13 protein-coding genes are annotated in these 18,521 nt (G+C 41.2%); 8 read left to right on the forward strand and 5 right to left on the reverse strand.

The window, feature by feature from the left end; genetic code table 11:
- Positions 1 to 169: 169 nt before the first annotated feature.
- Positions 170 to 4,111 (reverse strand): phosphoribosylformylglycinamidine synthase, encoded by a 3,942-nt coding sequence (purL, locus tag Q1A31_RS09700; protein WP_299875807.1) that lies wholly within the window; start codon positions 4,109 to 4,111, stop codon positions 170 to 172.
- 486 nt (positions 4,112 to 4,597) lie between these two features.
- On the opposite strand from purL, the gene Q1A31_RS09705 reads away from it, so the two are divergent.
- Positions 4,598 to 5,293 carry an OmpA family protein gene (locus tag Q1A31_RS09705; RefSeq protein ID WP_299875809.1) on the forward strand — a complete coding sequence of 232 codons (696 nt, stop codon included), beginning with the start codon at positions 4,598 to 4,600 and terminating at the stop codon, positions 5,291 to 5,293.
- A gap of 188 nt (positions 5,294 to 5,481) precedes the next feature.
- On the opposite strand, the gene Q1A31_RS09710 is transcribed toward Q1A31_RS09705, so the two are convergent.
- Positions 5,482 to 5,682, reverse strand: coding sequence for a hypothetical protein (locus Q1A31_RS09710; RefSeq protein ID WP_299875811.1), 201 nt, complete (start codon positions 5,680 to 5,682; stop codon positions 5,482 to 5,484).
- Between the two features lie 262 nt (positions 5,683 to 5,944).
- On the opposite strand from Q1A31_RS09710, the gene Q1A31_RS09715 reads away from it, so the two are divergent.
- Genes Q1A31_RS09715 through Q1A31_RS09725 form a run of 3 tightly spaced genes read left to right on the forward strand, consistent with a single transcriptional unit; the run spans position 5,945 to position 10,039 of the window.
- A complete protein-coding gene (locus tag Q1A31_RS09715; protein WP_299875813.1) occupies positions 5,945 to 8,767 on the forward strand; it encodes a DEAD/DEAH box helicase family protein in 2,823 nt (940 codons plus the stop codon).
- Between the two features lie 4 nt (positions 8,768 to 8,771).
- Complete coding sequence (locus Q1A31_RS09720) at positions 8,772 to 9,395, forward strand: DUF4178 domain-containing protein (protein WP_299875815.1); 624 nt, start codon at positions 8,772 to 8,774, stop codon at positions 9,393 to 9,395.
- Entirely contained in the window at positions 9,392 to 10,039 is a 648-nt protein-coding gene (locus tag Q1A31_RS09725) for a hypothetical protein (protein ID WP_299875817.1), read from the forward strand. Before Q1A31_RS09720 ends, Q1A31_RS09725 begins: the two co-directional genes overlap by 4 nt.
- Positions 10,040 to 10,141: 102 nt before the next feature.
- On the opposite strand, the gene mfd is transcribed toward Q1A31_RS09725, so the two are convergent.
- Positions 10,142 to 13,666 (reverse strand): transcription-repair coupling factor, encoded by a 3,525-nt coding sequence (gene mfd / locus Q1A31_RS09730; protein ID WP_299875819.1) that lies wholly within the window; start codon positions 13,664 to 13,666, stop codon positions 10,142 to 10,144.
- A gap of 138 nt (positions 13,667 to 13,804) precedes the next feature.
- Here mfd and minC point away from each other — a divergent pair, with 138 nt between their 5' ends.
- From minC to Q1A31_RS09750, 4 genes are all read left to right on the forward strand, one after another.
- Positions 13,805 to 14,566 carry a septum site-determining protein MinC gene (minC, locus tag Q1A31_RS09735; protein WP_299875821.1) on the forward strand — a complete coding sequence of 254 codons (762 nt, stop codon included), beginning with the start codon at positions 13,805 to 13,807 and terminating at the stop codon, positions 14,564 to 14,566.
- Positions 14,567 to 14,628: 62 nt separating this feature from the next.
- A complete protein-coding gene (gene minD, locus Q1A31_RS09740; protein ID WP_299875823.1) occupies positions 14,629 to 15,435 on the forward strand; it encodes a septum site-determining protein MinD in 807 nt (268 codons plus the stop codon).
- Between the two features lie 24 nt (positions 15,436 to 15,459).
- On the forward strand, positions 15,460 to 15,726 hold the full coding sequence (gene minE, locus Q1A31_RS09745; RefSeq protein WP_299875825.1) for a cell division topological specificity factor MinE: 267 nt from the start codon (positions 15,460 to 15,462) through the stop codon (positions 15,724 to 15,726).
- Positions 15,727 to 15,807: 81 nt separating this feature from the next.
- Complete coding sequence (locus Q1A31_RS09750) at positions 15,808 to 16,578, forward strand: DUF4105 domain-containing protein (RefSeq protein ID WP_299875827.1); 771 nt, start codon at positions 15,808 to 15,810, stop codon at positions 16,576 to 16,578.
- Between the two features lie 82 nt (positions 16,579 to 16,660).
- Here the strand turns inward: Q1A31_RS09750 and Q1A31_RS09755 are convergent, their stop codons facing one another.
- Positions 16,661 to 16,975, reverse strand: coding sequence for a hypothetical protein (locus tag Q1A31_RS09755; protein ID WP_299875829.1), 315 nt, complete (start codon positions 16,973 to 16,975; stop codon positions 16,661 to 16,663).
- A 221-nt stretch (positions 16,976 to 17,196) separates the two neighbouring features.
- Complete coding sequence (chrA, locus tag Q1A31_RS09760; RefSeq protein ID WP_299875879.1) at positions 17,197 to 18,507, reverse strand: chromate efflux transporter; 1,311 nt, start codon at positions 18,505 to 18,507, stop codon at positions 17,197 to 17,199.
- Between the last annotated feature and the right edge of the window lie 14 nt (positions 18,508 to 18,521).

An 18,521-nucleotide genomic window follows, 5' to 3' on the forward strand; every position in this document is an offset into this window, starting at 1 on the left:
AGGAATCGTGGATACACAGTTATTAATAAAAAGCTTAAGTCATTTCTATATCTATATAAAATAACTAGTTTTAATTATTTCTCTAGCAGTCAGAAATCACGCCTTGAAACGTATCTCGTTCAAGGCATGAGGAATTGAAATAAATCGCTGTTAGGCTATTTATCTTAAATTAATCAACCCATACACGCGCATTTCTGAACATTCTCATCCATGGACTATCTTCTCCCCAGTTATCCGGGTGCCATGAATTACTCACTGTTCTCACCACACGTTCTGGATGTGGCATCATAATCGTGTAACGACCATCAGTGCTACTTAGACCGGTAATAGCTTGCTCAGATCCATTTGGATTTTCTGGATAGTGTTGCGTTGGTTGACTGTTATGGTCGATATAACGCATGCTGACAAAGCTATTGCTTAGTGCATTTTCTGCAGTATTCACACCAGTGAAAACGGCTCGTCCTTCACCGTGTGCCACAGCGATTGGCATTTTTGAACCTTGCATATCTTTGAGTAAGATAGACGGTGAGTCCATGACTTCCACCATCGCAAAACGCCCTTCAAATTGCTCTGACTGATTGCGATAGAATTCTGGCCAGTGACTTGCACCGGGGATTAAATCGCGTAACTGTGACAACATTTGACAGCCATTACAGACTCCTAAGCCAAAGACGTCTTTGCGTTCAAAGAAAGCATTGAATTCGTCTTTAGCACGAGCATTGTTGAGGATAGTCTTCGCCCATCCGCCGCCAGCGCCAAGTACATCACCGTAAGAGAAACCACCACAAGCAACCATGCCGTTGAAATCATCTAATGAAGTGCGACCAGAGATTATATCGGTCATGTGCACATCAACCGCACGGAAACCAGCGCGGTCAAATGCCATGCCCATTTCTTGTTGACCATTGACGCCTTGTTCGCGAAGAATCGCAACCGAAGGTCTTACCCCTGTTTTGATATAAGGAGCAGCAATATTCTCAGCTATATCAAAACTGGGTTCTGCGATTAAACCGGTGTCATTGTAGTCTTCGTCTAGTTTCTCGAATTCTTCCTTAGCGCATTGATCGTTATCACGTAAGGCTTGCATGCGATAACTGGTTTCAGCCCAAACCTTGTGCAAGGTTGCACGAGATTCTTCGTATATCGTTTCATGTGCCCAGGTGAACGTGATTTGATCAGCTTGATGTGAATCCGCTTCCTTAGCATCAGGTTTACCAATGACGTGAGAGCAATTGCCTAAGTCAGCTTCGCGTAATGCAGACAGTACTTCTTCGGTATCGGTATGATGAACTTGAATCACCGCGCCCAATTCTTCTGTGAACAATGCTTCGAGTGGCGTTTCACCAATATCATCCAGACGAATAGTAATACCTGTTTTACCAGCAAACGCCATTTCACATAATGTAGCCAGTAAGCCACCGTCAGAGCGGTCATGGTAGGCCATTAATTTGCCTTCCTGATTGAGCTCCTGAATCACTTTGAAGAAATTAATCAATGCCTTTGGGTCATTCACATCAGGAGTATGCGCGCCCATTTGTGAATAAACCTGTGACAAAGCAGAAGCAGCAAGGCGATTTTTGCCTTTACCCAGGTCGATCAGGATAAGATCAGAATCACCTTTGTCCGTTCTAATTTGAGGAGTGAGTGTTTTGCGCACATCATCAACAATCGCAAATGCAGTGGTGATTAATGACAAAGGAGCTGCCATTTCGCGTTCGATGACGCCTTCATCACTTTGCTGATCCCAAACGGTTTTCATCGATAATGAATCTTTACCGACAGGTATCGCAATACCGAGTTGCGGACAAAGCTCTTCACCCACGGCTTTAACCGTGTCAAATAAAGCCGCGTCTTCACCTTCGTAACCCGCAGCTGCCATCCAGTTTGCAGAAAGGAAGATATCAGAAATACTGCCAATTTTCGCCGCAGCAATATTAGTGATCGATTCACCAATTGCCATACGACCCGATGCAGGTGGATTAACCAATGCAATAGGAGTTCTTTCACCCAATGCCATTGCCTCACCGTTATAACCAATGTAATCGGCACAGGTCACCGCAACATCAGCCACCGGAACTTGCCATGGACCAACCATCTGGTCACGATTAACCATGCCCGTAATCGTACGATCACCAATGGTAATCAAAAATGATTTTGAAGCTACCGTTGGTAAACGTAAAACACGTTCGATGGCATCGTCCAGTTTGATTCCATCTAATTCTAATTCTGGCTTGTGAAAAGTTTTGTGGTGTACATCACGTAACATTTTGGGTGGTTTACCGAGTAGCATGTCCATCGACATATCTACGGGGTTATTTTCAAAAAGTGCATCACCAACAAGTAAATGTCTTTCTTCAGTCGCGGTGCCAACTACAGCATATATAGCGCGTTCACGTTCACATAAAGCTTTAAAAGCATCTAAACGATCAGCATCGATTGCCAATACATAACGTTCCTGAGCTTCGTTGCACCAGATTTCCATCGGTGACATGCTTGGCTCGTCATTAGGAAGCATGCGAATTTCGAATTTTCCGCCGCGTCCTGCATCATTTACAATTTCAGGGATTGCATTTGAAACGCCACCGGCGCCCACATCGTGAATCCACAGAATAGGGTTGTCATCACCCATTGCAACACAGCGGTCGATAACTTCTTGCGCACGGCGTTCCATTTCTGGGTTGCCACGTTGTACCGAAGCAAAATCGAGGCTTTCAGTACTGGTTCCACTCGCCATGGACGAAGCCGCGCCACCACCTAAACCAATAAGCATTGAAGGGCCACCCAATACAATAATCGGTGTTTCTACCGGGATGTCTTTCATCTCGATGTTATTCGGACGGATATTACCTAAACCACCCGCCAGCATGATTGGTTTGTGATAACCGCGTAATTCTTTTTCAGAACTTGCGCCAGGTACTTCCGCTTCATAGGTGCGGAAATAACCGGTGATGTTTGGGCGTCCAAATTCATTATTAAATGCAGCTGCACCTATAGGACCTTCAAGCATGATGTCCAGTGCGCTATCGATACGAGATGGTTTGCCATGATCGATTTCCCAAGGCATTGGGTATTCTGGAATCTTCAAATTAGATACTGAGAATCCACACAAACCTGCTTTAGGTTTAGAACCGTTACCCGTTGCACCTTCGTCACGTATTTCGCCACCAGAACCAGTAGCAGCACCCGGGAAAGGAGAGATTGCCGTAGGGTGGTTATGTGTTTCTACCTTCATTAGCATGTGCACAGCTTCTTCTGAATAGCCGTATTCCTGATTGGCACTATTCGGGAAGAATTTGGTCGCTTGTGAACCTTCAACCACAGAAGCATTATCGTGATACGCAGACAACACGCCTTCAGGAGATTGTTTGTAGGTATTTTTGATCATGCCGAATAGGGTTTGATCTTGTTTTTTACCGTCGATAACCCAGTCAGCATTGAATATTTTATGTCGACAGTGCTCTGAGTTTGCCTGTGCAAACATCATTAACTCTACATCGGTAGGATCACGGTTTAAATCGGCGTAGTTGTCTGCAAGATATTGAATCTCGTCTTCCGACAATGCTAGACCTAAATCGATATTCGCACGGCTTAATGCGGCTTGCGCATTTTCACCCAAAGGAATGGTTTTAAGTGGTGCTGGTTCAGCGTCATTGAACAGGATAACGGCATCTTGTTCGTCTTCCATGACCACTTCGATCATACGATCATGGATACGATTGGTAATAAATACGCGCTGGTCTTCAGATAGGTTCGTAAAATCGTCTTTATACTCGACAAAGTAAGCGATGCCACGTTCTGCTCTAACGACTTTGCTCATGCCACAGTTATGCAGAATGTCTGTCGCTTTACTCGACCACGGTGAGATAGTTCCGGGGCGTGGAGTGACCAGGAATAATTCTCCTAATGGTTTTTCATCATCATCCTGCTCGCCGTAGTGCAATAATTCGGTGAGGGTGTCATTTTCTTCATCCGTTAAAGTCTCTGCAACTTTAACAAAGTGCCAATAACGGGCATGAATATCCGTTAATTCTGGAATGGAATTTTGTAATGATTTTAGGAGTTTAGTTTTGTTGAAATCAGAAAACGCACGACTACCGGGGAGTATTAACATAGCGAATAAATTATCTTCTAAAAAGTAAGAAAGGAGGTAAGGGTGTATGATAAGTTTGCTGGCACTTTTTTAAAAGGCTTAATCAGATTTTATTCGCGTTTATTCAGTTTTAGCCCGATTTTCTAGAGATTATTAGACTTTTATTAAAAATAAACGAAAATATATTGATTGATTTTTAATCAATTCATCGTATTTCTAAAACTAGAAAATCAACCATCTTTATTTATTTTAAGAATAATAGTTTCAATCACTTATTAACATTACTCAATCGTTTTCATAGTGATTTTAATGTGTGCTTTATCTATGGAAATTGATAAAAGATTACATTTTCTGAAACTTTCTTGTGGAACTTTTAACGGTATACCGTGTTCTTATCTATTATGTGGCAAAAAAGATACATTGTGTTATTTTTGATACAGATTACATGAAAATGCTAGTGAGGAATCACTTTAAAAATAAATTAATTATGAAGTATGGAGTTCCAAAATGAATATTAAGAAGTTAGCTTGTAAGAATTTAGTGATTGCGAGTAGTACGGTTATGTTTACTCTAACTATGGCTTCTACAGCATCAGCAAATATCGGAGGATATGTTACCGATGCATCAAATAAAGGAGTAACAGATGGTTCTGGCGATTGTGTTAGATCTGCTTTAGGTAGCATGGTATCAGGTTGTGGGGAGCTGCCAGTAGCTGCACCAATTAAAGCTGATCCGGTTCCTGTTGCGGTTATTCCACCGAAACCTGTTTATATTGCACCTCCTAAACCAAAACCAGTTTATGTACCACCACCAAAGCCTATTGTAAAAATACTACGATTAAATGAAGCAGGTGGTTCTAACTTTGCATTTGATAGCGATAAATTAAGTGATAAGGCACGTGGCGAGCTTACAAGTTTTGCTCAAACGGTTAAATCATCGAATGTTACGCCAAGCAGCGTTACTGTAGTCGGTCATACAGATAGTATTGGTAAAGAAGCTTATAACCAAAAATTATCAGAAAGACGCGCAAATTCAGTTGCTGATTTCCTATCATCACAGGGAATTAATCGTGGCGTGATGAAGGTATCTGGACAAGGTGAAATGAATCCAGTTGCCAGTAATAAAACTAAATCGGGGCGTGCTGAAAACCGTCGAGTAGATATCTCGGTGTCAGGTCAGCGCAAGGTAACTATTAGACGTTAAGTCTTTAGGTAGTTAAATAACTATCGTAATAGTTACATTTTTAAGGCCGGAGCTTGCTCTGGCCTTTTTTGTGTTTATCGTTAATATCACTTGTTGTTTAAAGCTTTATAACAAGGCGCTTAAAAAAAGCCTCCTAAGTAGGGGGGTTGACAATTGTTTTTTAAGTAAGTGACATTTTTATTGAGAGATTATTGAGACATGCTTTCAATCGCTTTGCGTTGATTCTCCGCAGCTTCATCTAATTGTCGCTGTAGATCTTTTGCTTTTTCTAATGCTTTTGAATGTCCTTCTAGTGGATTTTCAATTTTGCTTTTTGGTGGTGATTGACTATCACACCCTTGCGCTAAAAATAATCCGCATATTAAAAACAGGAATATGAAAAGTTTCATGGTAATACTCAGTGAATTAATTAATATTGCTTAATTATAATATAAAAGCTACATAACGCTTAAAGCTGTTCGTTTTAAATACATTATTTATATAAACAGTCTTTATAAAAAAACAGCACTATAAAAACAGTTCTAGAAAAACAGCCTCAAAGTAGGGGGGTGACTTTCGTTTATTTTCGCTATGATGGTGTCGTTTTACGATCCATTACCGTATCTACAATAAAGTTAATGATGAATAAATATCTCAGGAAATTCTAATAATTTGAACGCTAGCACTGCTGATTTAAGTTTTATTCATCCATGGCGACCTGAGCAATTAAAAGTGTTGAGTCGTTTAAATGATTATATGGTAGACAAGCGTGTCCATATCGTTGCCGCGCCTGGAGCGGGCAAAACGGTTTTAGGTTTAGAGATATTCAATCGGCTAAACGTTAAAACCCTAACCCTGTCGCCTACTGTTCTAGTCAAAGATCAATGGATCGAACGACTATCTTTATTTATCGATAGTGATGAAAGTGTCCTTGATCAAAATAATAGTGTATTGCTTGACTGGGTAAGCTCGGTTTTAGATGAACCAGAATATTTCACTTCAACGACTTATCAGGCCTTGTACAGTTTCGATAAGCAGTTAAAGAAAAAACAAATAGAATCTCCAGCTAATCAACTGCACGATTTAAAACAATGGTTTCGCTCCCAAAAATTTGGTCTGATCATTTTAGATGAGGCGCATCACTTAAAAGCAAGTTGGTGGGCAGTGCTTTACGATCTGGTTAAAAATATTGATGATTTAATCGTCGTAAGCCTTACAGCAACACCCCCTTATGACTCGAACACCACGGAATGGTCACGTTATAAAAAGTTATGTGGTCCAGTAGATGAAGAAATCAGCATTCCAGAACTGGTTAAATCACGTTCTCTTTGTCCGCATCAAGACTATATCTGGTTGGTGAAAACCGATGAGAAAAACATCCAGTCATTAGAACGTTACGAAGATAATCTTAAAACGTTTTTAGCAGAGCTAACGACAAATGATGAATTGAATTATCAACTTCTGTTACATGAGTTCTTAGTTGAAACGGAGGGATCAACTACCATCAGCGAACGGGAGTTGTTACTCAATATTGAAACGGTCATCGCTTTATTGCAGTTACTGAAACATTGGCAAAAACCATTGCCTCCGCATTTATTACAAGCATTGGATATTAGTGTCGATGATGTTCCGCCTCTCACGGTGAATAATTGGCAAACTCTGATTGAATCATATCTGCAGGGTGATTATTACCCTAAGGCAGAGCCGGTAGAGTCATTTAGAGACACGCTGACCGCCTTATTAAAAAGAAAACGTTTTCTCAAATACAATCAGGTTCAGTTCGATAATACCCAACGCAAACTAGATGCCTTCAATAAAACAGAAGAACGTATTTCAGCCTGTTTCGAAATTGCCAAAATAGAAATAGCTAACCGAAAGTCATTATTGAGAATGGTGGTTCTGGCTGATTATATTAGAGACGAAGAACTGGCTTTGTCGATCGATACCAGTGCCGGTTCAACAGGAGTGACAACGGGCGCCTATCCGATCTTTCATCACTTTATTCACAAGTTTGATGGCCTCAATGACAGCGATAACCGCGGTGGCATCAATGGCAAGGTAATATCAAAAATTGCTTTGTTAACGGGGCGACTTTGTATTCTTCCATCTCACTTGGTTGATACATTATTTAGTCACATACCATCTCATGCTCAACCCACGATAAAAGCTTTTAGCGAGCATAAAGATTTTGTGGTGTGCGGCGGTGCAACGAGTTTTCTTTCTGCGGCTTATACACGTTTACTTGAAGCAGGTGATTTGCAGATAATTGTAGGAACCCGAGCATTATTGGGAGAGGGTTGGGATGCACCATTTTTAAATGCTTTGGTGATGGCAACCCAGACAAGGGCTTATGTGGCGACTAATCAATTACGTGGCAGAGTGATGCGTGTTGATCCACAGGATGACTTTAAAACAGCCAGCATCTGGCACATTGTAGCCACCGCGCCAGAAAAACGTTTGAATGGACTGATTTTTGAAAACCTGCAAAAACGTTTTCGAACCTTTGCAGGCTTGCATGCTTATGATTTGAAGATCGAGTCGGGCACTGAAAGATTATCTCTGCGAACCATTGATGAGATGGAAGGGACAAGCGTTGTAGAAAATGAGCTAAAGAAAGAGAAATTACCCGAACCCAAACAAGATGTTATCCAGACGAACAATCAAATAATGCAAACACGTCTAACGGACGATCTCTTTAATCTACAAGCACGTTGGCAGAACGCATTAGCCAAAGCAAAGCATCAGGTATTTCAGGTGGGGTTACATCATCAGGTTGATGATCACGGTAAGCTATATAGTCTGGAACGTTTGCTAACAGTAGTGAATGAACGTAGACGAAATCATGGTAATAAATACAAATTAACCGCATTGGGTCTGATGGGCTTGGGTTCCGCAGTCACTTATACATTATTCAATAGTGGTTTCAGTGGTTATGCTTATGCATTTGGTGGGTCAGCAGGTGGCGCAGTATCGTTTGCTTTAATCAAAGCCAAAGGATTGAATGATAAACGTAATTCAATCGATATTGGGCAAAAAATAGCTAAAGTAATTTTGCTAAGTTTACATAATAAAGGGGTCATGAAAACGGCGTTACAAAAAGATAAGATTAACGACGCGATTAATATCTGCTTTGTAGATAATGGTATTTTAAGGTTTTCATTGAATGACTATACGCGTCAGGAAAATGAGAACTTCCTCGAAGTATTGAATGAGTTTTTACAACCATTGGGAAGCAGTCGTTATTTATTGGCATTATATGCAAAACCCGCCATACAGGATTTATTTAGTATCCCTAAATTGATCGGTAATAATAAAAGCGATGCGAATGATTTTCTCGCAGAATGGAGACGAGTCTTTCCCGAATTCAAAAAAGCCAATCTAATCACGGCTAACAGTGTAATGGGTGAAAAACTGTTGTTAAAAGCCAGTGCAGAAAGGGTATTGAAAAGACGCAATGGAGAAACTCCGCTTCAAATGATAGAAAGATGGGAGTAAGCCAATGACGCCTTCATGCCCTCAATGTGGCTATTTACTCGATACTGTTGCAACAAAACTATTGAGTTGCCCCTCTTGTAATTCGAGCATCTATATTCAGAACAATACGACGAGTCTTTCCGATATCAATGTGGTGAAAAACACAGAGAATTACTTGTTCGATATTGGCCATTCAGTCCAGATAAAAAATGCGTCCTACATACCCAAAGGTTATAGCCTCTATGAGTATGAAGATGGGTTTAGAGTCGAATGGGAGTTAGTAGATAATGATCAGAACACGTACATTTTAAATCAGGAAGAAGAGAATCTTTTCTTTGTGAAGCAGATTCCCAAGATAGAAGCCGCATTACCCGCATGGAGTTCAATGCAGCCTAATACCCAGTTGATAATTGAAACTGTAGAATGGTTGGTCGTTGAAAAAAGGGAAGTCAGTTTCGTCGCTTTTTATGGCGAATTACAAAATTTACCGTTACAAAATAGTCAAATCCAATGCAGTTATTTGAGTAATACCGAAGGGGAATGTTTGGTATTGGTTTCTACTGGCCAGCCAAAAAATGGAAGCACCCACTATCCATATACATTTTATCAAGGCTGGTGGTTAGACCCAATGGATCTTGTGCAACCATGAAACAACTAATGAATACATACAAAAAAGCCCAATCGGTTCAATGTACAAATTGTCATGCACCTGTTGAAATTATCGGTAACCCAAAGCGTTGTCAGTTATTGGTGTGTGGCTATTGCGGTACAGTCATGGATTACAAAAATGAGCTGCGTGCGCTCTACGCATATACAGAGGTTCAGAAGCCAGCTAGTCATTTGCGTATTGGCATGCAGGCCAATATCGAAGGAATTACTTTTACGATTAGTGCCCTGGTCTTTTATGAAACCCTACAAGGTAAGGAAGAAGATTGGGTGGAATATCAGCTGTACGCTCCCAACTATGGTTATGCCTTGCTCATCATTAAAGATGGGGTATGTTGTTTCTTGAGAAAAACCTATCACTTACCCAAGCCAAATGTCTGGCTGCTTAAAGCGGGTGATTTATTTTTAGCAAAGGGGCAACAGTATATTGTTGATCAGTTTTCTTTAACCAGGGTTCTACACAGTGAGGGCGCTTTGTTAGACAAGATTAAACAAGACAAGCGCGATAAACAGGTTTTTGCTAGGGTTGATAATCAGTGCTTTTATTCAAAGTATAATCTGAAAAAGGTGATTTACTATCAGGGGTTTTATATCGACAAACAACAGCTTGAAGATATGTTTGTCTAAAAAACAGCCTTATACACGCCTAGGTCTCTTATACACAGTCGTCTTGCAGACGAATTAATCCCGAGCTTTGGCATACATTAGTAGAGAGGGACTTTATGTTAATTATTCCCCATTCTTAATATCATTAAACAATCTTTTAACCCATTGTACGCGCTGGTCTAACTCCATCATTGGTTCGTATTCAAAGTACAGTTTATCCTGTCCTTTAATGGTGAATTCCCATGGGCGTTTCTGGACCAGTTGCATGATTTTTACAGGGTCGATATTGGGTTTTTCATTAAATAGTATGCGGCCGCCTTCTTCTCCCATATCGAGTTTTACAATACCGAGCTCTTGTGCGATTTGTTTTAGTCTGGTTGCTTCAAACAGGTTCTTAACCTCATCTGGGACTAGTCCAAATCGGTCGATCATTTCGACGCGTAATTCACGCAATGAATCTGCATCTTTAGCGCTGGCGATTCGTTTGTACATGATGAGTCGATTGTGGACGTCTGGCAGGTAATCGCTAGGGATTAGTGCGGGCATGCCAAGATCTACAGTGGTGCGTGTTTCGCGTCCATCCAGATCAGGTAATTTACCAGATTTGAGTGCTTTAACAGCACGCTCTAATAGATCATTGTACATATTAAAGCCGATTTCCTGGATCTGACCACTTTGATCATCACCGAGTAATTCACCAGCGCCACGAATCTCTAAATCATGTGAGGCAAGCGTAAAACCAACGCCTAAGTCTTCCAGTGATTCGATTGCTTCCAGACGTTTTTTAGCATCGGCTGAAATAAGCTTTTTACCTGGGATTATCATGTAAGCGTAGGCTTTGTGATGTGAACGACCAACACGACCACGTATTTGATGTAGCTGTGCTAAACCGAGTTTATCTGCGCGATTAATGATAATGGTGTTCGCGGTCGGTACGTCGATACCGCTTTCGATAATGGTCGTTGCGACGAGTACCTGAAAACGTTGGTGATAAAAATCACTCATGATGCCTTCGAGTTCGCGTTCTGGCATTTGGCCATGGGCAAAACGTATTTTGGTATCAGGTAAAATGGCAGCTAAATCATCTGTCATTTTCTGGATGGTTTTGACTTCATTATGTAAGAAATAAATCTGACCACCACGAGCGAGTTCACGCGCACAGGCTTCTTGTATCAGTGCTTTATCCCATTCATGGACGAATGTTTTGATTGAATGACGCTGTGTTGGTGGTGTCGCGATGATTGATAAATCACGTAAACCAGACAGCGACATATTCAGTGTTCTAGGAATTGGTGTTGCTGTTAAAGTCAGCATATCGACATTGGCACGTAGCTTTTTTAGTTGCTCTTTGTGGCGCACACCAAAGCGGTGTTCTTCATCGACGATAACTAACCCCAGGTCTTTAAAGTCGATGTCTTTTTGCAGTAATTTGTGTGTCCCGATAACGATATCAATGTTACCGGATTTCATTTTTTCGACGGTTTCTTTGGTTTCTTTGGCTGTTTTGAATCTAGATAAAGAACCTATTTTAAAAGGCCAATCTGCAAAACGGTCGCGGAAGTTTTTTGTGTGTTGTTGCACCAATAGTGTTGTCGGTGCAATCAGCGCCACTTGTTTGCCTGCATTGGCAGCAACAAAGGTAGCTCGCATGGCGACTTCGGTTTTACCAAAACCTACATCGCCACAGGTAACGCGGTCCATTGGTTGTGCCGATGTCATGTCTTTAATCACGGTGCCAATCGCAAGTGCCTGGTCTGGCGTTTCTTCAAACGGGAAGGTGTCTGCGAACGCTAGGTACTCAAGTTCATTAAACGGAAATGCATGGCCTTTCTGTGCTGCACGGCGCGCGTGAATTTCTAATAATTCAGCTGCAATATCGTGTGCTTTTTGTGCGGCTTTTTTACGTACTTTATCCCAGTGTTCGGTACCGAGAGTGTGTAATGGTGCATGTTCGGCACTGACACCGGTATAACGACTGATCAAGTGCAAAGAAGAGACAGGAACGTAAAGTTTGTCTCCTTTTGAGTAAGTCAGCAGGATGAATTCTTGTTCGATACCGCTAGTGGTTAGTGTTTGCATCCCTTGATAACGACCCACACCATGCTCTTCGTGGACTACCGGATCACCTTCTGTTAAGTCGGTCAGATTACGAATAATCGTATCGGCATCACGGGTAGGTTTTTGGCGGCGACGTCTCTGTTGAACCTGTTGACCGAACAACATGGCTTCAGGAATGATTGCTAATGAATCAGAACTCTCATGGCTTTTGATCCAGACACCATTTTCCAAAGGCGCAACTACCAGGCCCATTTCTGCATCGGACGCGATAAATGCTTGCCAGCTATCAAACACACTGACTGTAAAGCGATTATCACGCAGTAAACCGAGTAGGTTTTCTCGTCGACCTGCTGAATCCGCAGTAAATAATACCCGTCCTTTTGTTTCGCTATTGAACTGGACCAGGAATTGATTGAGTAGAATAAGAGGTGTTTCAGAGCGTCCTTGAATCAATAAAGACGGCAGGGTACTTACAGGATAATTGTAGTTACTTTCTTTACTATTTTCTGTCTTGGGTTGTTCGAAATGATGAGTATCAATTCGTCGATATTCTGAGATTTTATCAAACAGTGTTTCGGTATCGAGGAATAAATCTTGCGGTGGCAATAAAGGTCTTTCGATATCGTGACGGCGTTGTTCGTAACGATCTTTAACCGATTTATTGAATACTTCGGCAGCAGCTACTGTGCTGTCGGTATTTATTAATAGCGTTTTTTCAGGAAGATAATCGAAAAGAGTCGCAGTCTCATCAAAGAATAGCGGCAGGTAATACTCAATACCAGAAGGTGCATTACCATTACTGATATTGTCATATATCTGACTTCGAGAGAGGTCACCCCCCAACTTTAAGCTATAATTTTCACGAAACTTAGACGTGCCTTCAGGATTTAATGGGAACTCATGCGCAGGTAATAATTCGATCTTTTGGATTTGTTCGATAGTGCGCTGATCTTCTGGATTGAAACTGCGTATTGTTTCAATATCATCGCCAAATAAATCAATTCTGTAGGGCTTGTCATTACCCATTGGAAACAGGTCAATCAAAGAGCCGCGGGTACTGTATTCACCGTGCTCCATCACCTGTGTCACATTCCGATAACCTGACTCTTCCAGTTGTTTGCGAAACACTTCAATATTTAGTTTATCACCGACTTTAAAGGATAAAGAATTGGCTCGAATGTAATCGACGGGGGCAAGTCGCTGCATCATTGTCGATACAGGTACTATCAGCACACCGTGTTCAATACTACTGAGTTGGCTTAATGTTTTTAAACGGTCAGATATTAAATCTTCATGTGGCGAGAACACATCGTAAGGAAGTGTTTCCCAATCCGGGAATATGTGAACAGGGATCGACTGATTTGAATCTTTTTTATTTTTATCACCAACTTTATTTCCCAAAAAGAAATTGATATTCGCTTCCAGGCTGTACCCACTGTGGCTATCTGGCGTGATAACAACAATTAATCCCTTATATTCCCTGGCTGCATTCGCTATTAATAAATCTTGAGCACAACCATGAAGTTGACTCCAGCTGGTTTTGTTGGATGCTTTATCAGGGTAGTGAGGGTGTAATGTACTTGAGGGCATTTTATACGCTAGAGAAGGTGTAAAAAACGCGTGATTGTAACGTTAAAAAGTAATATTAGCGATGATAAATAATTCTGGCTCGTATATCATGCACGTCTTTACGGGTATATTTTTATCCAGTCATAAAGAGTAGGAAATATGAAGCTTAAGGGTGAGATGTCAATGCTCAATGTCTTGCATGTGCAAGAGCTTGATTTAGAAAAACTTTGTGCTGAACTAGAGCAAAAAAGAGACGAAGCACCCCAGTTTTTTATGAAAAGTCCAATCATTGTAGATTGTTCAGATCTGGGTGATGCCGCTGAGCAATTAGATTTTTCACTACTTCGACAAAAACTACTAGAGCTTGGTTTTATACCCGTTGGAATTCGTAATAATCCCGTAGAAATGAATGCACGTCTAGTGGATGCAGGCTGGGCAATTATGCGAGAGAGCAGAGCCTCTACAGCAACTTCGACAGCAGCCTCGACTGAAACCTCGGAGTCAGGCGTTGCTGCTGAAACAAATCAACAACCACAAGACACAGTATCTGAAGAGCAAGTTGCACCACAAGCTGCGGCACCTGTGGGAATAAAATCATTAACCATAGATCGTCCAGTGCGTTCTGGGCAACAGGTTTACGCAGCAGATGCTGATATGACCGTACTCGCTCAAACCAGTGCGGGTTCAGAGATTATGGCTGATGGCAGTATCCATGTTTATGGTCCATTACGCGGTAGGGTGCTTGCAGGCGCCAGAGGAAACGAACAAGCACGCATTTTCTGTTCATCGCTTCAGGCAGAACTGATTGCGATTGCTGGTCGTTATCAACTACTGGATGAAAGTGATACAGAATTAAAAGGAAAACCAGCCATGATTAGATTGGATGGTGAAAAATTAATTATTGAACCTTTGGCGCACTAACTCGCCAAACAAAATAGAATCTGAAATAAAAAAATCTTAATCGATAAAAGGGAGATTAGAAATTGAGTAAAGTAATTGTTGTTACATCTGGTAAAGGTGGTGTTGGAAAAACCACTTCAAGCGCAGCGTTTGCCGCTGGCTTGGCAGCAAAAGGTCATAAAACGGCCGTTATCGATTTTGATGTGGGTTTACGTAACCTTGATTTAATCATGGGTGTTGAACGCCGTGTTGTTTACGATTTCGTTAATGTAATTAACGGTGAAGCAACATTGAAGCAAGCGCTAATCAAAGATAAGCGTGTAGATAATCTCTATATCCTGCCTGCATCACAAACACGTGATAAAGATGCCTTAAGTAAAGAAGGCGTTGAAAGCGTTATCAATGAATTGAAAAAAGAATTTGAATTCATCGTTTGTGATTCGCCAGCCGGTATCGAAAAAGGCGCATTTATGGCGCTTTACTTTGCCGATGAAGCAATTATTGTAACCAACCCGGAAGTATCATCTGTACGTGACTCTGATCGTATTTTGGGTATCTTACAAAGTCGTTCTAAAGCGGCCGAAGATGGAAAAACAGTTAAAGAACATCTGTTAATCACTCGTTACTCTCCAGACCGTGTTGAAGGCGGTGATATGTTGGGTATGGACGATATCGTAGAAATCTTATCGGTTCCTTTAATTGGCGTGATACCTGAGTCTGGTTCGGTATTACAAGCGTCAAATAGTGGTAATCCGGTAATCATGGATAAGGACAGTGAAGCTGGTCAAGCTTATCAAGATGTCGTTGCACGCTTCCTCGGAGAAGAGGTTCCTTTGCGTTTTATTGATGTTGAACCAAAGAAAGGCTTCTTCCAGAAGCTGTTTGGTTAAGCGCTGAATTAAGGAGATAGAACAATGGGATTATTTAATTTCTTCAAGAAAGAGAAAAAGAAAAACACTGCGAATCTAGCTAAAGAACGTTTGCAGATTTTAATCGCGCATGAGCATGCTGATAAATCTAAAAAATCACCCGATTATTTACCAAAGCTACGAGATGAGATAGTGCAGGTGATCCGTAAATACGTGCATGTTGCAGACAGTGATGTGAATGTGAATGTGGAAAATGGTGATGATTACGATGTATTGGAATTAAATATTACTTTGCCAGAAAGTGCCAAGTAAACTAACCATGCTAAGTAACTATTTCAATTGAAACAAACTTTAGCAGTTAGCCTTAAATTCATAAAATATATCATTGTGCTAATGATGATTTTAATCACTGTTAGCATGATGATTTATTTTGTTAAGAGCCCTTCATTAAGCAATAGCTGGTCTTTAGGTAATGCTCATAGCCCATCGGTAACCATTAGTGACGATCAGGTTGAGATACAAAACTATCGTGATATAGATTGGGTTAAATTTTATAAAACACCGGCTGATTCTATTCAGGCGAGAAAACTGATAGAGCAACAGGGCTATCGCACACTTAATTTCCCTTTATCTGATATTCAAACCCTCAAAGTAGCAGTATCACACTTCTCTGCAGTCAGTGAAATTGCGCATTTATTCATACTTTTTGAATTAAAAGATAAGCAGGTAATCGGTCTTTCTGTTGAAGCCCGTAAAGAGCAGGGTGAAGACTATTCTTTAATCGGTGGTTTAACTGCCAAATTTGAAGTTATTTATTTATTGGGTAGTCATAATGATTTGGTTGGTTTACGCCAAAAGCGCTACGAAGATGTGTATATTTATCCGATTAAGGCAAAGCCAGCAGAGGTGCAGGCTTTATTTAAAGTAGCGGCAGCTCGAACTAATCAACTCGATAAAAATCCTGAGCTATACCATTTGTTTTTCAAGAACTGTACCACTGAAATCGTGAGCTTGGTGAATCAACTAACCGATCAAAAATATCCCTGGTTTGTGCAGCATTTAGCCCCGGGTGATGCGGGTAAAGCGCTTTATGAGCTTGATATGATTGATGTAAAAGCAGATAGTTTTGAAGAGTTACAAAAGCTCACCTTATATAAACCGTAACGGCTTTAAGTATTCAACGCTTCATTGTTACTTGTAAGTCGTCCGTTTTTCAAAGCAGCTAAATGTACTTTCAAATGCAGTGTCAAAATAATTTTCTGAAGATTTGAGACACCGTGTTTTGCATTGACTGATAGGTAACATTAATAATTCGTCCGGTTGAAACCTTTGGATTAAATTTATCCATCGCATGAAAACAGACTTTTATCTTCTTATTCTCTTCATCGACTTCCAGTACACGTAATTCCGCACTATCCATTCCTCTAAGAACTTCTGCTTGTCTGATGCTCGCAGTGTAATCTTCATAACCTTGAATCTCAGTTATTAGAGGTTCGCCTAAAGAATCGGCAACTGAGGCTATTATTATGTCATTTCTTTGTAGTGGGTGAGTTTGTGCCATTCTTTTGTCAAGTTCAATTTCTGTGACATATTACCATTTTTGATTTTATGTTATGAGTATAGTCAGTATCCGAGGGCTGCAGTTTTAATTGTGTCTGCAGATCTTTAAGTCACTGTGGGAAGTGATAGAACACTCGTTCTATTGATGGGGAACGAGTGTTCGTTTTTTTCCAGTATTCTAGTATCTAAAAACACACCCCCGTACTTTTAAGTACTTTTTCGCTACTGTATAAACTGATAGGCGAGTCCTAAAAGAGCGCTAGCAATTATTACCGTCATCACACCTTGTTTAAATCTCGTCAAAGCGATAAATGCCGCAACTCCGATTAGCGCAGCCACCCATTCAAACTTACCTGAAAAATTAAGTCCTTCGCTTTTTGGCCACAATACATGCAGCGCAAAGAAGACCGCTAGATTTAAAATTACCCCAACCACAGCAGCGGTAATTGCAGTTAATGGCGCGGTAAATTTCAAGTCACCACGGGTTGCTTCAACGGCTGGCCCACCTACGAGAATAAACAGGAATGAAGGTAAAAAAGTGAATAAAGCGGCTACGGCTGCACCTACAGCTCCTGCCCACGGTAACATTTCTGGTCCAAATACTTCTTTGGTCCATGCGCCAACAAATCCAACAAATGACACCACCATAATGAGTGGTCCCGGTGTGGTTTCACCTAGCGCTAAACCATCGATCATTTGAGTACCGGTCAACCATGAAAATTGTTCTACGCCACCTTGGTAAACATAAGGTAAAACAGCGTAAGCGCCACCAAAAGTAACCAAAGCTGCTTTAGTAAAAAACCATCCCATCTTAGTTAAGGTGCCATCCCAGCCGTAAGCCATGGATAACGCCAGCATTGCTCCTGCCCAAATTAACAAACCAATAACGATAAATGTGATAACACGACTCCATTTGAAGCGTGCGTGTTCAGGGGCAGGGGTGTTGTCATCAATCAGTGCAGCACCATATTTAACATTCGCATCAGCATGATGTCCGCCCGCTTTAAACGCTTCGGGTAAAACCCTTGAGCCAAAGTATCCAATAAGACCCGCCGTTAATACGATATAGGGAAAAGGTATATCCAAGGCGAAGATAGCGATGAAAGCGAGTACTGCAATGGCCTTTAGTACATTATTGGGTAACGCTTTAGAGCCAATACGATAGGCCGCGAACAATACAATTGCGGTCACCGCAGGTTTAATACCATACAAAATGCCTTCAATGGCTGGCACATTACCATAGGCTAAATAAATCCAGGTAAGCCCAATAAGTATAAATAAAGAAGGCAGTACAAACAGCACTCCCGCCATTATGCCGCCACGAACCCCATGCATTAACCAGCCTATATAAGTAGCAAGCTGTTGCGCTTCTGGGCCGGGTAACACCATGGTGTAGTTAAGTGCATGTAGAAAACGTTGATTAGAAATCCAGCGGCGTTTTTCTACGAGCTCCTGATGCATCATGCTGATCTGACCAGCAGGTCCGCCAAAACTGATAAACCCAAGTTTTAACCAGTAGAGGAAGGACTCCATCAAGCTCACAGATT

The sequence above is a fragment of the uncultured Cocleimonas sp. genome (assembly GCF_947495625.1).
GTDB lineage: Bacteria > Pseudomonadota > Gammaproteobacteria > Thiotrichales > Thiotrichaceae > Cocleimonas.

Coding starts and splice junctions, on each gene's coding strand:
- Q1A31_RS09705 (WP_299875809.1), top strand. CDS start 4,598: ATGAATATTAAGAAGTTAGCTTGTAAGAATTTAGTGATTGCGAGTAGT.
- Q1A31_RS09720 (WP_299875815.1), top strand. CDS start 8,772: ATGACGCCTTCATGCCCTCAATGTGGCTATTTACTCGATACTGTTGCA.
- Q1A31_RS09710 (WP_299875811.1), bottom strand. CDS start 5,682: ATGAAACTTTTCATATTCCTGTTTTTAATATGCGGATTATTTTTAGCG.
- chrA (WP_299875879.1), bottom strand. CDS start 18,507: ATGGAGTCCTTCCTCTACTGGTTAAAACTTGGGTTTATCAGTTTTGGC.
- mfd (WP_299875819.1), bottom strand. CDS start 13,666: ATGCCCTCAAGTACATTACACCCTCACTACCCTGATAAAGCATCCAAC.
- Q1A31_RS09725 (WP_299875817.1), top strand. CDS start 9,392: ATGAAACAACTAATGAATACATACAAAAAAGCCCAATCGGTTCAATGT.
- Q1A31_RS09750 (WP_299875827.1), top strand. CDS start 15,808: ATGATGATTTTAATCACTGTTAGCATGATGATTTATTTTGTTAAGAGC.
- minC (WP_299875821.1), top strand. CDS start 13,805: ATGAAGCTTAAGGGTGAGATGTCAATGCTCAATGTCTTGCATGTGCAA.
- minE (WP_299875825.1), top strand. CDS start 15,460: ATGGGATTATTTAATTTCTTCAAGAAAGAGAAAAAGAAAAACACTGCG.
- Q1A31_RS09755 (WP_299875829.1), bottom strand. CDS start 16,975: ATGGCACAAACTCACCCACTACAAAGAAATGACATAATAATAGCCTCA.
- purL (WP_299875807.1), bottom strand. CDS start 4,111: ATGTTAATACTCCCCGGTAGTCGTGCGTTTTCTGATTTCAACAAAACT.